Annotated in this window: 16 protein-coding genes; 7 read left to right on the forward strand and 9 right to left on the reverse strand. The window is 46.0% G+C overall.

Annotated features, from left to right (window positions below):
- Nucleotides 1–81 precede the first annotated feature (81 nt).
- The 5 genes from H6G89_RS26040 to H6G89_RS26060 all read left to right on the forward strand — a co-directional run bounded on the left by H6G89_RS26040 (nt 82) and on the right by H6G89_RS26060 (nt 5,557).
- Complete coding sequence (locus tag H6G89_RS26040) at nt 82–3,012, forward strand: HEAT repeat domain-containing protein (RefSeq protein WP_190512071.1); 2,931 nt, start codon at nt 82–84, stop codon at nt 3,010–3,012.
- A 28-nt stretch (nt 3,013–3,040) separates the two neighbouring features.
- Nucleotides 3,041–3,268, forward strand: a complete 228-nt coding sequence (locus H6G89_RS26045) for a DUF433 domain-containing protein (protein WP_190512073.1) — start codon at nt 3,041–3,043, stop codon at nt 3,266–3,268.
- A 3-nt stretch (nt 3,269–3,271) separates the two neighbouring features.
- A complete protein-coding gene (locus H6G89_RS26050) occupies nt 3,272–3,643 on the forward strand; it encodes a DUF5615 family PIN-like protein (RefSeq protein ID WP_190512075.1) in 372 nt (123 codons plus the stop codon).
- Between the two features lie 482 nt (nt 3,644–4,125).
- Nucleotides 4,126–4,536: a hypothetical protein gene (locus H6G89_RS26055; RefSeq protein WP_190512077.1), complete on the forward strand. Its 411-nt coding sequence runs from the start codon at nt 4,126–4,128 to the stop codon at nt 4,534–4,536.
- A gap of 91 nt (nt 4,537–4,627) precedes the next feature.
- Nucleotides 4,628–5,557 (forward strand): LysR family transcriptional regulator, encoded by a 930-nt coding sequence (locus tag H6G89_RS26060; protein ID WP_190512079.1) that lies wholly within the window; start codon nt 4,628–4,630, stop codon nt 5,555–5,557.
- On the opposite strand, the gene H6G89_RS26065 is transcribed toward H6G89_RS26060, so the two are convergent.
- The 4 genes from H6G89_RS26065 to H6G89_RS26080 all read right to left on the reverse strand — a co-directional run bounded on the left by H6G89_RS26065 (nt 5,512) and on the right by H6G89_RS26080 (nt 9,243).
- Nucleotides 5,512–5,838, reverse strand: a complete 327-nt coding sequence (locus tag H6G89_RS26065; RefSeq protein ID WP_190512082.1) for a hypothetical protein — start codon at nt 5,836–5,838, stop codon at nt 5,512–5,514. The genes H6G89_RS26060 and H6G89_RS26065 overlap by 46 nt on opposite strands.
- Nucleotides 5,839–6,092: 254 nt before the next feature.
- Nucleotides 6,093–6,395: a hypothetical protein gene (locus H6G89_RS26070; RefSeq protein ID WP_190512084.1), complete on the reverse strand. Its 303-nt coding sequence runs from the start codon at nt 6,393–6,395 to the stop codon at nt 6,093–6,095.
- Nucleotides 6,396–6,438: 43 nt separating this feature from the next.
- Nucleotides 6,439–7,659 (reverse strand): FAD-dependent monooxygenase, encoded by a 1,221-nt coding sequence (locus tag H6G89_RS26075; RefSeq protein ID WP_190512092.1) that lies wholly within the window; start codon nt 7,657–7,659, stop codon nt 6,439–6,441.
- A gap of 1,038 nt (nt 7,660–8,697) precedes the next feature.
- Entirely contained in the window at nt 8,698–9,243 is a 546-nt protein-coding gene (locus H6G89_RS26080) for a pentapeptide repeat-containing protein (protein WP_190512094.1), read from the reverse strand.
- Nucleotides 9,244–9,517: 274 nt separating this feature from the next.
- On the opposite strand from H6G89_RS26080, the gene H6G89_RS26085 reads away from it, so the two are divergent.
- Together H6G89_RS26085 and H6G89_RS26090 are read left to right on the forward strand one after the other, a co-directional pair.
- Nucleotides 9,518–10,516 carry an aldo/keto reductase gene (locus tag H6G89_RS26085; protein WP_190512096.1) on the forward strand — a complete coding sequence of 333 codons (999 nt, stop codon included), beginning with the start codon at nt 9,518–9,520 and terminating at the stop codon, nt 10,514–10,516.
- A gap of 24 nt (nt 10,517–10,540) precedes the next feature.
- On the forward strand, nt 10,541–11,149 hold the full coding sequence (locus H6G89_RS26090; protein WP_190512097.1) for a TetR family transcriptional regulator: 609 nt from the start codon (nt 10,541–10,543) through the stop codon (nt 11,147–11,149).
- A gap of 113 nt (nt 11,150–11,262) precedes the next feature.
- On the opposite strand, the gene H6G89_RS26095 is transcribed toward H6G89_RS26090, so the two are convergent.
- The 5 genes from H6G89_RS26095 to H6G89_RS26115 form a co-directional block, all read right to left on the reverse strand.
- Complete coding sequence (locus H6G89_RS26095) at nt 11,263–11,751, reverse strand: GNAT family N-acetyltransferase (protein ID WP_190512100.1); 489 nt, start codon at nt 11,749–11,751, stop codon at nt 11,263–11,265.
- 3 nt (nt 11,752–11,754) lie between these two features.
- Nucleotides 11,755–11,922: a hypothetical protein gene (locus tag H6G89_RS26100; protein WP_190512102.1), complete on the reverse strand. Its 168-nt coding sequence runs from the start codon at nt 11,920–11,922 to the stop codon at nt 11,755–11,757.
- 149 nt (nt 11,923–12,071) lie between these two features.
- Entirely contained in the window at nt 12,072–12,539 is a 468-nt protein-coding gene (locus H6G89_RS26105; protein WP_190512103.1) for a DMT family transporter, read from the reverse strand.
- Between the two features lie 27 nt (nt 12,540–12,566).
- Nucleotides 12,567–13,055: a DMT family transporter gene (locus H6G89_RS26110; protein ID WP_190512105.1), complete on the reverse strand. Its 489-nt coding sequence runs from the start codon at nt 13,053–13,055 to the stop codon at nt 12,567–12,569.
- Nucleotides 13,056–13,273: 218 nt separating this feature from the next.
- Nucleotides 13,274–13,471 (reverse strand): hypothetical protein, encoded by a 198-nt coding sequence (locus tag H6G89_RS26115; protein WP_190512107.1) that lies wholly within the window; start codon nt 13,469–13,471, stop codon nt 13,274–13,276.
- Between the last annotated feature and the right edge of the window lie 116 nt (nt 13,472–13,587).

Genomic DNA, 13,587 nt, shown 5'->3' on the forward strand with positions numbered 1-13,587 from the left:
TTAGGAGTTAAATGACTACACCTTGAAGTCAGGACAGAAATTTGTCGTGTAGCATAGAAAAAATTGTTGCCTTATGTCGTCATGGCTGACCCAATTGACTTTCAGCCTTATCTAGATTCTATTGGTCGTCACTATACAGAGTGGTGGAATCTTGGCACACTGACAGACATATCAAATAGTCAATCCCCTCTGTTTGATTTTGAACAAACGGTTCAATTGGTGAAACCTAAACAATCAGTGGGTGAAGCATCGATTCAAGAGGCACCAAAGTTGCTTACGTTGCAGCAGCTTTGGGAAGATTCAATTAGAGCACGAGAGCACGTCTTGTTAATTGGACGACCGGGAGCGGGAAAATCAACCGTTTTGAAAAGACTTCTGGTCTACGCATCTGAGCAGGCAAGACAAGACCCGTTGCTGCAAGACACCCAAACAAAAATTCCAGTGTTGGTCGAGTTAGAGCTTTATCCAACTCATCGACGCAGTGACTCTGGAATTTTGGATCTGATTGAAGATTTTTTAGTGAATAACGAGTGCCCTTTAGACATCTCAAGTATTAGAAGATTAATCGCTGCAAACCGCCTATTGCTGTTAATTGATGGAGTCAATGAACTCCCTAAAGACGCACTGACAGATTTGAGGACATTTCAACGTAAGCCTTTGTCTATAGTCTTTACAACACGGGATTCAGATCAAGGTGGCTTAGACTACATCAAGCAAAAACTAGAGTTGCAGCCCTTATCATCAACGGAAGTGCAACGCTTTATTCAAGAACGGATGCCAGGGCAGAATGGGGAAAAGTTAAAGGAATTGAGCGATCGCATTCGAGATTTGGGTGAAACGCCGCTGGTGATCTGGATGCTCTATCAAGTCTTTCAACAAACAGGTGACGTTCCAGAAACGCTGGGGGAAGCCCTGCGCGAATTCACCAAACGCTATGAACGGAACTGTAAAGCTGGAAAGGTGATTACAGTTGCTCGTGATTTACTGAAGCACTTAGCGTTTGAAATGATGCATTCCGAGAAACCAACCGATTTCCGGTTAGTGATTTCTGAGGAAGATGCTATTGAGGTTTTCCGGCAATTTCTAGAGCGTGAGCAAACACTAGAACCTAAGCAAAAAGCTAGAGAATACCTGGAAAACTTACTCAATCATCATCTACTACAAAAGAAAGGTAAGAATCAGATCGGCTTTTGTCATCAATTGCTTCAAGAATATTATGCAGCAGAGAGATTACTAGAAATGTTGCAACAGAAGCATCCTGATCTCGTTGACGACAAACGATTTCAGCATTACTACCTCAATTATTTGAAGTGGACAGAGGCGATCGCCTTAATGCTTGGGCTAGCAGACGTAACTAAAAGTCAAGCAAAACAGCTTATTGAGTTAGCTCTTGCAACTGATTTAATGCTAGGAGCGCGGTTAGTTAGAGAGATAAATATAGGCTCTCAACCAGATGCTATCGCAGATGTTATGTATAAGCTTGCAAGTATTGCACCAGAAGAACCAATTTGGCTCAAGCTTAAGATATTACAGAAAATAGGAACCAAGGCGGTAATTAATTACTTAATTCCTTTGCTCGATTATCCAGATGACTATATTAGTCGTCATGCTTATCTTACATTAATGCTCATTGATTCTAAAGTAATTCCGGAGCAATGCAGATTTATACGAGACTTAAGGAAGTATCAAGACATACTTAAGTCTGTAACTGAAACTTCGGAGACGGGAGAAGTTCCGATACTACATCCACAAACTGTAGAAGAATTAGTTCTAGAACTTCTTAAAGCAATGGAAGACTTGGACTTTGGAGCCTGTTGTATAGCAGTGGAGGCTTCAGAGAAAGTTGGTTCTGAAACAATTATTTCTGCATTACTTGCAGTTCTTTCACCTTCAAAATCGCATTCATATAATCGTCAGCAAGTAGAACATCTATGTAGGTTGGCAGCATATTATTTACGAATGCTCAGCCTTAAAGAGAATGTTGCAAAAGTTCTTGATGAAAACCATCTTCAGGAGTTGGTTCAAGTTCTTGAGCATTCAGATGTTTGGATTCGCTGGCGAGTTGCTTTTACTTTATGGAATGTTGCATCTAAACAGGTGATCCCTCTGCTTCTTCCAAAACTTAACCATAAAATCCTTGATGTTAGCTTCAGTGCAGCTTTAGTTTTAGGTAAGTTTGGTTGTCAAGAAGCAGTTTCAGGATTGATCCAGATTATGGATTACGAAAATCTTAATAAACATCCTGATCCTTGGGAAATTTCCTATGTCGCAGCTTATGCATTAGGACAGGTAGAAACCAATAAAGCTGCAAAATTTCTGCCAGAACTTATTTCTTTGATTTCCAAACCTCTTGGAGAAAATGCTTTTCGGGCGATCGCAGCAATTCAATCACGCTGTGGATTCTACAATTATGAAATTTATCGACAAACTCAAGAGATGAGAGAGTTAGAATCTGAAGAAGGTAGCTTTATCAAGAAAATTTATCAGGATATAGATAGAGCCATTTATCAAATTCAAGATAATCGAGAGTTGCGTCAAAAAGATTCAGAAGACCGATTAACTATAGACATAGTGGGGCAGTTACTTAGCCTAAACTATGAGGCAGCTCATGACACAAAAATCGGGGGTCATGTTGACCTTGTAGTTAAAAAAGATGACTTTAAATGGTTGGGAGAAGCAAAAATCTATAGAGACAATACTTGTCTTTGGGAGGGATTTCAACAACTGGTTACAAGATATTCAACTGGTGATTCTAATCAAAATCATGGTGGCTTAATAATCTATATATTTCAAGAGAATGCGAAATCGATTATGGACAATTGGCAAATTTACTTGATGAGTAAGGAGTTGCCAGATTATGTTTGCAAGCCCTGTGAAATGAGAGATTTAGCTTTTACGTCAAGCCATAGACACGAAAGTTCAGGAAAACCCTTCTATGTTAGACACATGCCAGTAATCCTTCATTTTGCTCCTAAAGATAAAAGCGGACGACGTAGAAAGAATAGATCTTGATTTAAATAGAACAAAGGAGATAATTGCTATGGAAATTGCACCTCACATCAACATCGATCCTGAGATTCATCACGGCAAACCTGTCATTACAGGTACTCGCGTTCCTGTTTCGCTAGCGATCGGGTCACTCGCTAGCGGAATGACTATGGAAGAAGTCATCAAAGAATATGAGTTAACTATCGAGCAACTTCAAGCCGCTCTAGCCTACGCAGCAAATTTGGTTGCTCAAACCGATGTCATACCATTAGGAGCATAGATCTTGAACATACTGGTTGATGAAAATCTACCTCGTTCTCTGGCTCCACAAATTGCTGAACTAGGTTTCACCGTTCAAGATGTTCGTGATATCGGACTACGGGGGCAACCGGACACCGAGGTAATGGCGACAGCAACAGCGACAGATGCTATTATCCTCACGAAAGATAGAGGCTTTACCAACGTTAAAACCTGGGACGAGAATTTTACAGCTGGAGTCATCTTCATTAACCTCCCGGATGACAGCCCTGCTAGTTTTGTAAATGCCAAAATCATAGAGTTGCTAACCCAACGTACTGCAACATCGCTGTTAGGGGCAGTTACAACAGTGGAATTGCGACGTGCTCTTTCTCGTCAAGCTCGACGTAGACCTTAATTTTCTATAGTCTAAAAATAAGGTGGAGGCGGAGCCTCTAAAGTGACATTGCAAGGCAGAACCTCGCAACGAGAACAGAAGGGAAGCCTCAAAACAGTAATTGAGAACCTGAACAGAAGGTTTAGAAACCCCAAAACGATGTTGAGGAACCTTGAAGCGATAACGAGGACTTTCAAAACGATATTTGGGAGCCTCGAAACGGTATTTAGGTTATTCAAAACGATTTTTAAGCCCCTCAAAACGATTTTTAAGCGTGTAAATACAGGAATTGAAAACCCTAAAACGATATTGATAAGCCTCAAAACGATAAATGTTACGATCGCTTTACAAAACGGTGCGATCGCTTGAGTATAATCAACCAGTTCATCTAGCTGTAATGCAATCCTGTCCTCATATTTGCGAAATTTTGCCCAGGGAGATTAATAGAGTTAACCATTAAAGTACAACCATTAATCCCAAAACACTGAAGTGGAGTTGCATCTATGCCAAGACCAAAACGCGGTTCTGTTGTACTCAATAAAGCTATCCGCCGAGCAGCAGGCATGCGATCGATTAGTGAAACGCTACAGTTTGGTGATGGCTTGAGCTTGATAGAGTACGATGACCGCATTCAAACCTTACAGATGCAGCTATCCAGTTACAACACGATGCTGTCAAAGTTGGATGAAATGGCAGGTCACATTGGATTGTTGGAGCAGGATTTGGGAAGTTACTCCGAAAAGATGCTGATGAGTGTGGCAACTCGATATGGCAAGGATAGTTTGCAATATATGCAAGCCGGAGGAAAAGTCCGGAAACGTTCAACCCGCTCAGCCTCAACGCCTGCGATCGCGTCAGGTGTTGCAACAAGTGCAGCAACAAACGGTAATGGAACCCAAGCTGCGGTGAGTTAATGCTGACTTAAAGTGAAGTGTCTGGATTGTAGATAGCTGTCACAACCTGCTTAGCTTACAACTCATTTAGAACTGCTATACAATCCATGGCATGGATAAATTTGAGTGCATACGAGCTTTTACCCAGGTTGTGACGGCGGGTGGTTTTGCTGCTGCTGCCCGCCAAATGGGATTGTCGCGATCGGCAGTAAATAAACTTGTCATTAATTTAGAGAATGATTTGGGAGTGCAACTGCTGCATCGCAGTACTCGACAGGTTAGCCCGACAGAAACCGGGTTAGCTTTTTATGAGCGGTGTGTCGCTATCCTGGCGGATTTAGCCGAGGCAGAACAAGCCGTTTCTCAACTGCATGAAGAACCCAAAGGACGACTCCGAATTAATGCCCCCATGTCATTTGGCACAATGCATCTAGCCTCTGCTGTGGCTGATTTTCTCCTCCAGTATCCTGACTTACAGGTGCAACTGACCCTAGACGATCGCTTCGTTGACCCCATCGAAGAGGGATTTGATGTCACGGTGCGAATTGCAGAGCCTCCAGAGACAGCGAGTTTAATTGCTCAAAAACTGGTATCTGCGCCACGAGTGGTATGTGCTTCCCCTACCTATTTGCAACAACGAGGAAATCTCACCCATCCCAGCGATTTGCGTTATCACTCGTGTTTACACTATGGGCATCTAGCCGTGGAAAATCACTGGCTACTTGTAGGAGCAGATGGAGAACATACGGTGACGATTCGGGGGGCGATGTGTTCCAACAATGGGGAAGTCTTACGGGATGCAGCAATTCAAGGATTAGGAATTGCATTACTGCCTACGTTTATCATTGGTAGGGCTTTACAGCAGGAGCAACTCACCGTTGTGTTGCCCGACTATCATCCAACAGAACTTTCCATCTACATTTTGTATCCAGTCAATCGTCATCTTTCGACTAAAATTCGACTGTTCGTTGACTTTTTAACGACTCGTTTTCAACGTCAAGCAGACACTTTTTTCAAGTACAGTGTTGTCAAAAATGCTTGAGTGGGTTTTTTAGGGTTGACTACTGCTTCGAGGCGATCGCCCCGTTGAATACCCAAACTCCAACCAACCACATAGTTCACCACCTCATACACATCGCTGCCATAGGAGTAGCGATATCGCAAAATCCATTCCCCGCGTGACAGCCGTTTCTGCACCAAAATGGCTTCAACCGGAACACCCTCAGCAAATACCCTGCGAATGGTGCCAACTCGTTTGAGTAACAGAAAAATACCAATTGGAATGGTTAACAGGGCAATGGGTCCTAATATGATGGAAACCATGGTCAGAAGAAAAAGCACCAACGACCAATAGTCCCGAAAAATTACTTTAAAGCGACCGGGTTTGGGATTCATTCTAGAACGCGGGTAAGCTAGCAGGATTAACGTGCCGCCAGTGTAGCCCCTCATCCTCAAAGGTAGACATCACCCGATTGGACTAGTGTTGCGAACACAAAGTGCTGCAATGTAGGGGGTTCGGGGGCGTTGCCCCCAAGAAGGGGGATGTATCCCCCTCCACCCCCTCCTCTATCTGACGTTTAATTACGCCAAGCTATAGCTGTAGTCACCTCAGTTAAGACAAGGCACTCAACAGGACAGACGCGATTAATCGCGTCTCTCTCAGCAGGACTCAAATTCAATGTCCTAATGGTTTTGGCGATCGCTATACTTCTAACATCAGTTCGGTTTAAGAGCCTGGCGAATAAATTCGCGGCTAACAAAGCGAAGTCCGCCGACGCGGACTCTGGAAGAGGCAGGATGTGACGAACCGACGCAGGTCGGTTTTGCTGCGATAGCGGCGGTTTTAACCGCCAAAATCCTGATCCCAAATTCACGTTCATTTAAATTCGTCCTGCAATCGTGCTACCCACTGCCTCGATCCTGCTAAACCGCTAACTGAACTGATGTGACTCCCTGACGCAACTGTCGCTGTCGAGCAACCCAGGAATAGCGAACAGGATAACGAATTAGCGGAGCAAACTGGCTGACTCCCCATTGCAGCAAGGGGTAATTTCCCAGCAACTCTGCTTGGGCTGCCTCTTGATGTTGTAACTGCTGAGCACGCATAATTTCTGGCTCGCGTGCTGCTTGAATCTGGGGTAATACCTGGTCGATGCACACCAGTTCCTCTGACGAGGGAATTGCTGCCTGGGAGACTCCCTGCATTAGTGGGACGAGATGATTGGCAGCGACAATGCTATCGCGCAGTGCCATATTGATCCCCTGTGCTCGAATTGGTGACATGGGGTGAGCCGCATCCCCTAGCAGCAATAATCCTGGCACCCACCATTGAGGACAGCGACCCACAACGACGGAGAGTAGGACGGGACGTTCCAGCGAATCGGCAACTGTCCGAAAATGATCTGCCAACCAATCTGGAGAAGCTGATGCCAGAGTTTTAGCCCAATCGATCTGTTTCCAGTCTTGGGTGCGATCGCCCAGTGCCCATCCGACTTGCAAATTTCCCTCCGAACTGCGAAACAACCCAAAGGCGTGTTGTCCCTGAACGATGGAATAGAAAATATTTTCAGCCTCAAACTGAGGACTGTCTGCCAGACGAAACCAGAGGATATCGAACGCATTGGATTGGTGTTGCAGCGAGAGATTAGCTTGCCGTCGGGCAACTGAGTTGCGTCCATCAGTCGCAATGACCAGAGATGCGGCGATCGCTCGATGATCTGCCAGTCTCACCCCTGACACGCGTCCATTAGATGTCAGCAAGTCTTGAACCGCCACACCCTGCACAAACTCAACATGAGGGTAATGGCTGAGTTGATCGATTAACGCCGTTAGCAAAGCCGATTGAGAAACCAGCGTACAGGGTTCTCCTCCCGGTTCAATTGGCTCCTGAACCCGAAACAGCGATCGCCCATTGATCCAAAACTCCCAGGCAGTCAGTGGACGATGGGGAATGCCTTGTAACACAGCAGTTAAGCCCATCTGATGGAGAGCATCCAATCCGCTTGGCATTAACCCCTCTCCGCGAAACGTCCGCTGAAAGGTGTTTGATGCCTCAATCAGCGTCACTGAAATGCCTCGTTGGGCTAACAGCAAGGCTAGAGTTGCTCCGCCTGGTCCTGCCCCCACAATAACAATCTGACTCATGCCGCTACTGCTTTTAGCAGTTTGTGTAGTGCTACGCATCAAGCTTAGAGCAAAGAGAGGTTGGGTAGTGTTTCAGACCTGTTGCTACTAACCCCCCGGGTGTCGCCGTTCCCCTTACCAAGGGGGACTACAGGGGGTCTTACAGAGGTTATCAACAGGTTTGGAACACCACCTTTTTAATGGGTTAAAAATTGCTGTACTCGTTGGAGCAATCTCTAAACTCAATGCCACGGTGCTTAGCTGCATTTTGGGCGAATTCGTAAGCCATTTCGTAAGATTTAGAAGTATGAATTGCAACCCAATCTGAACGGTCTTCACATCCGGCACATAACTCAAGACAATTGCCAGAAACGTAAACTGTGAAGAAGGTAGGTTTATTTGATGACCGTGCTTGCTGCATAACTAAACCCTTCATATTGCCATCTCAACAGAACAGGAACACACCCTCATCATCTGATTCGCTTTCACGAAGGGTTCCTTTCTAAAGAAAGATGTCAGAAATGCTAGATGTAACATTCAATCGTATTGGCAATTGTAAAGTGATAACGAATGCTCGAACTTCAGGAACAGATTGGTGTAATTTTATCCTTTTGGCGATTTACTAGCCCTTCTATAATCTGCTTATAAATGGGCGTAGAGCCATTGGATATCAAGGAATGGATAGGCAATAGTTTTCACCAACCGCAATAGAACACCCCAATTCTTGGCTACAAGTATCAAGCATCTGGAAGCCTGGTACAGCAAACAGAAGCTGATCATAGCAAACCTGACCTTGGATGAGATAAACCAATAATTTACAACAATATTAGTAATTTGTTAGTGGGTATTTTTTGTGGGATATAAGCGTTCTCATACCCCACAAACACTACTTGGATGGCGATCGCCATCCAGGTGAATCCATCCACGCCTATTAGAATCCAGTCCGCAACTCGTGTGAGCTTCGCCGAACCTCAAACACTCAACGTCTGGAGTTCGCATCGAAATCAGCCGTTTCAACCGCCAAAATCCCTATCCCACATTCAACTGGAGGAGTTGAGATCAGGTTGCCAAACTACTATCGCCACCTTCTAACAGAGTGCCTTCTAAATTGGCATCTTCTAGATTGGCACCCCCCAAATTGGCACCCTCCAGAGCTGCCTGGTTAAGGTTTGCCTGTTGAAGATCGGCGATCGCCAGATTTGCGCCACTTAAATCAGCGGCTTCTAAATTAGCACCCTGCATATCTGCCTGTGCCAGGTCTGCCTGGTTCAAATTCGCCTGAACCAGGTTTGCAGCTTGTAGGTCGGCTTGACCCAGAACAGCGCGATCGAGAATTGCCCCCTCTAAAATCGCCCCATCTAAAGTGGCATCGCTTAGATTGGCTCCGCTCAGATCAGCCTGAGTCAGATCGGCTCCATTGAGATCGGCTCCACTCAGATCAGCCTCTCGGAGTTTGGCATGACGCAGATTGGCTCCATCCAGGGTTGCCCCTTGTAAAACAACGCCATCCAGGTCAACCCCTTCCAGTTCTGCTTCGCTGAGATTCGCAACACTAAAATCTCGTTCGCCCGCAGCATAGCGTTGCATCAGTTCTTCTACGTTCATCGTTTCTTCCTCTACCGTAATTCCGCAGCTTCACTTCCTGAATGACTCAAAGAGTTGGCAATCAAGGTTGTTCGAGTTCAAAGGATAACCATTCTATTCGTTAGAACTCCGTTGGAATGCGATGTATTCCCTTCACCGTAAACTAACCCTTTTAACAAAACCCCTGTCTTGAGACACACCTTCCCGATCTGTATAACAAAAATGAAGTGACAGATATTGATTTTTGTCATTCCACTTGCTACAGTGGAAACAACTCAACACAGGAGTAATCATTATGTTGATGCGACAGCTTGGAAATAACGGACCGATGGTATCGGCACTCGGATTGGGGTGCATGGGAATGTCTGATTTTTATGGTCCAACCGATCGCGAAGAAAGCATTGCCACCATTCACGCGGCACTCGACGCGGGTATCACTGTGTTGGACACAGGCGATTTTTATGGCATGGGGCATAATGAATTGCTGTTGCATGAGGCACTGGCAGGGCGAAAACGGGAGGACGTTTTCATTGCCGTCAAATTTGGCGCACTGCGGTCACCGGATGGCAGCTTTATCGGGTTTGATGGTCGTCCAGCCGCCGTTAAAACCGCATTGGCATACACCTTGAATCGATTGGGTACGGATTACATCGACCTGTATCAGCCCGCTAGGATTGATCCCAACGTACCGATCGAAGACACGATTGGGGCGATCGCCGAGATGGTACAAGCGGGCTATGTTCGGCATATTGGCTTGTCTGAAGTGGGGGCAGATACAATTCGGCGGGCTGCGGCAGTGCATCCAATTAGCTGGCTTCAGATCGAATATTCCTTACTTAGTCGCGGCATTGAGGCAAACATTTTGCCAACAGTGCGTGAATTAGGCATCGCGGTGACTGCCTATGGAGTGCTGTCACGAGGGTTGTTGAGTGGTCACTGGTCAAAGGAGCGATCGGAGACGGCTAAAGATTTTCGGAGCCACCTCCCTCGTTTCTCCGGAGATAACCTCGATCGCAATTTGTCACTGGTAGAGGCACTTCGCACCATTGCGGAGGAACAGAATGCTACAGTTGCACAAGTGGCGATCGCCTGGGTGCTATCACGGGGCAATGATATCGTTCCTTTAATTGGGGCGCGTCGTCGTAGCCGTTTAGAAGAAGCACTGGGGGCGTTAGACCTGCACTTAACTGCCGATGAGTTAGCTCAAATTGAAGCGACGATTCCTCCGGAGGCAGTAGCAGGCGATCGCTATGATGCCAGTCAAATGGTCATGTTAGACAGTGAACGTCAGTAGTGAACGAAGTTGAAACCCTTTCGCATGAGTGACTCAGCCTTAACCCCGGATCGGATTCTCAATGCAGCCGAAGACGTGCTGCGGCGATACGGTCCGGCTAAGGCAACTGTGGTTGATGTTGCTCGGTTTTTAGAAGTCAGTCACGGCTCCATTTATCGTCATTTTCCCAGTAAAGCTGCGCTGCGAGATGCTGTTGCCGAACGGTGGTTGCATCGAGTATCGGAGCCATTGGCAGCGATCGCCACCGAATCTGGTTCAGCGATTGAACGCTTACATCGATGGTTCCAACACTTAATGAGCTTGAAGCGGCAAAAGGTGCTGGATGACCCGGAGATGTTTGCAACCTATTCGGCAATCGCTGAAGAATCACGAGATGTCGTACAGGCACATGTTATTGAATTGGTGCGCCAGGTCACTCAAATTGTTGAGAGCGGTGTTGCGAGTGGAGAGCTTACAACGTCTGATCCTCAACAAACTGCCAGAGCAGTTTTTAATGCCATGATCCGGTTTCATCACCCTGCTCATGCCCAGGGGTGGACTGCACCTGATATCGACGCGGATTTTGAAGCCGTCTGGCGGTTAGTGTTGGCAGGTTTGGTCAGTAATACCAACTTGAATGACCTGGCGAATTAATTGCAGCGATCGGGATTCAGGTTAGATAAACGGTGTTGCTCATCTAATGTATGAATCATGTATGAATTTTGTAGGGGCGTTTCGCGAAACACCCCTACAGCAGGGGCGTGTTTTCAAAAATCGTATCTTCCTTCAGGATCGCCGATAAACTTCTCCATCACAAAGTTAGTCAACCATTCTCCACGGCACTCTACTTGTTGTTCCTTGACGATCGCAAACCCCATGCGCTGAAAGAAGGGTTTTGCTGTAATGCTGACCTCAACAAACAAGTGATTTAATCCTAGAGCGATCGCCTTTTCTTCGATCGCAGCATAGATCTGACTTCCTACCCCCCGACGCTGATAACCCCTGTGGCAATAGAAGCAGTCAACATGACCGTTGGCTTCTAATTCGCCAAACCCGGCAATCGTTCCGTCATCGTCTGCCACAAAGGTAAATCGGTTAAAGCAAGCTTCTACCCAATTTCTAAAATGGAGGTCATCGGGTGCCCATGCTTTCACTTGGGCTTCAGAGTAATCATTGATATTGACATTGCGGATGGTGTCATGAAAAAGCTGTGCAACTTGCTCCGCGTCTTGCGGCTGAAACAATCGAATTTGCATGGGTTAGAGCAACTCAGCGATTTTTTTGAGCAGGTCTGCGCGTGACTGTTGCAAGCTGTCCATTTGTTCTTCTACTTCTTCTAACTGAACCATCAGCACCGCCAGGGTTTTGCGATCGCCTTGAGTCTCTAAGGTCGGCTGCTGGTAAGTTTTAGGAGGAAAGCGATTCATCGTCTCACCTTTGAAAAACGAAAATAATTAGATTGCAAGTTATCTAGAGACTTCACACCACTCACATTGAATTCCTAGATTAAATCTCCAATCGCTCTATCGTTATCCTCCAATCAGGTCTATTTGGGTAGAGCTTGAAAATTCAAGTGTCAGATCGAATTGGAGTGTTGGCGATCGAGTTGGGTGAGTGCGATCGCCACAATGAGTAATGCGATCGCAAAAACTCTAGACCCATCCAGCGTATGAGATGGAACACCAAACCAACCAAATTGATCAATCACGAGCGACATCATCATCTGACTACAAACAACGGCTAATGTCGCTGTAGTTAAACCCAACTTGGGAACGGTCACCGTACTTAAACTGACGAATGCAGCTCCTAAAAAACCCCCTAAAAATGCCCACCAAGGAGTGGTTGTAAACCGTTGCCAATCTGGTGATTGAAACAAACCTAATGCGATCAAAAGTGCCAAAATACTAAAGCCAACCACGAAATTAATGGCGGCGGCTGCAATTGGAGAGTGCAGTGTTTGTTTTAATCGAGCATTAGCTGCTGATCCGATCGCTAAAAAACTTCCTGCTGAACCTGCTCCAATAATGGCTAATAAAATATCCATAATGAGTCCTACGTGAGAAGGGATAAACTACTGCGCGAGAAAGAAAATCGCAACGGCTAATAAACCCATTGCAATGCGGCGGTTCCGTGTGAGGCGATGTCGGGGCATTCCCAACCAACCAAAATGGTCAATAATGATGCCTGCGATCGCCTGCCCACCAACCACAAAACCCAGGGTTAACGTTGCTCCGAGTGTGGAGATGAAGTAAGCACTGGAGGCGATGTACCAGGCTCCAAATAAGCCCCCTGCAAACGTCCATGACGGGGCTTTACGCAAAGTAGACCAATCAACATGACCCACTTGCCCTGTTGAAAGTAAGGCGATTAAAGCCAGCGAACCGACAAGATAGGATATATCGGCTGCTAAGGGAGCAGAGTTGAGCGATCGCGCTAATTGAGCGTTGATACTGGCTTGAATCGGGAGTAGTGCCCCACTCAGGAGTGACAGCACAAGATAAAAACAGATTTGATAGCGCAACAAGATATTCCGCTGACGGAATAGAGTGAGGAACGTCATAGTGTTAGCCCTGGTGTAGCTGTAAAAGGATTGAGTGTGAACCACTAGCGGACTGTTGCGTAGGCTAGTGTTGCGAACACAAAGTTCTGCAATGTAGGGGGTTTGGGGGCTTCGCCCCAAGAAGGGGCTTCACCCCTTTCAAAACTTATTTTTTGCTGTACTAGTGGTGGTATAGATGGGCAATTGCTCAGATCTATCTTAATATCAAGATACTTTCCTTAAAGGTAAATGTCAAGAATCTCGACGTCGAGATAAAAAATGGAGCGAATCCCTGCCACTGAACCTGAGCTTGGGAGCAGAATTATGACGGTTGAAACCGCCGCTATCGGAGCAAAACCAACCTGCGTCGGTTCATCAAATCCTGCATCTTCCGGAGTCCACGTCGGCGGACTTCGCTCCAGTAGCCGCGAATTCATTTTCCGGGCTCTTAAACCGAACTGACGTTAATTACAGTTGGGAGCTTGATTTGCAAAGCTTAGCGGGTTGGCTTTTACCTCTAAAACTTGCAAATCTATTCAAATCTTGAATACTT

The sequence above is a fragment of the Oscillatoria sp. FACHB-1407 genome (assembly GCF_014697545.1).
In the GTDB taxonomy this organism is placed as follows: Bacteria; Cyanobacteriota; Cyanobacteriia; order Elainellales; family Elainellaceae; genus FACHB-1407.

Bases quoted from the DNA above. Each gene is read 5' to 3' on its own strand.
- H6G89_RS26040 (WP_190512071.1), top strand. From the start codon at position 82: ATGGCTGACCCAATTGACTTTCAGCCTTATCTAGATTCTATTGGTCGT.
- H6G89_RS26045 (WP_190512073.1), top strand. From the start codon at position 3,041: ATGGAAATTGCACCTCACATCAACATCGATCCTGAGATTCATCACGGC.
- H6G89_RS26055 (WP_190512077.1), top strand. From the start codon at position 4,126: ATGCCAAGACCAAAACGCGGTTCTGTTGTACTCAATAAAGCTATCCGC.
- H6G89_RS26060 (WP_190512079.1), top strand. From the start codon at position 4,628: ATGGATAAATTTGAGTGCATACGAGCTTTTACCCAGGTTGTGACGGCG.
- H6G89_RS26065 (WP_190512082.1), bottom strand. From the start codon at position 5,838: ATGGTTTCCATCATATTAGGACCCATTGCCCTGTTAACCATTCCAATT.
- H6G89_RS26070 (WP_190512084.1), bottom strand. From the start codon at position 6,395: ATGAACGTGAATTTGGGATCAGGATTTTGGCGGTTAAAACCGCCGCTA.
- H6G89_RS26075 (WP_190512092.1), bottom strand. From the start codon at position 7,659: ATGAGTCAGATTGTTATTGTGGGGGCAGGACCAGGCGGAGCAACTCTA.
- H6G89_RS26080 (WP_190512094.1), bottom strand. From the start codon at position 9,243: ATGAACGTAGAAGAACTGATGCAACGCTATGCTGCGGGCGAACGAGAT.
- H6G89_RS26085 (WP_190512096.1), top strand. From the start codon at position 9,518: ATGTTGATGCGACAGCTTGGAAATAACGGACCGATGGTATCGGCACTC.
- H6G89_RS26090 (WP_190512097.1), top strand. From the start codon at position 10,541: ATGAGTGACTCAGCCTTAACCCCGGATCGGATTCTCAATGCAGCCGAA.
- H6G89_RS26095 (WP_190512100.1), bottom strand. From the start codon at position 11,751: ATGCAAATTCGATTGTTTCAGCCGCAAGACGCGGAGCAAGTTGCACAG.
- H6G89_RS26100 (WP_190512102.1), bottom strand. From the start codon at position 11,922: ATGAATCGCTTTCCTCCTAAAACTTACCAGCAGCCGACCTTAGAGACT.
- H6G89_RS26105 (WP_190512103.1), bottom strand. From the start codon at position 12,539: ATGGATATTTTATTAGCCATTATTGGAGCAGGTTCAGCAGGAAGTTTT.
- H6G89_RS26110 (WP_190512105.1), bottom strand. From the start codon at position 13,055: ATGACGTTCCTCACTCTATTCCGTCAGCGGAATATCTTGTTGCGCTAT.
- H6G89_RS26115 (WP_190512107.1), bottom strand. From the start codon at position 13,471: ATGAATTCGCGGCTACTGGAGCGAAGTCCGCCGACGTGGACTCCGGAA.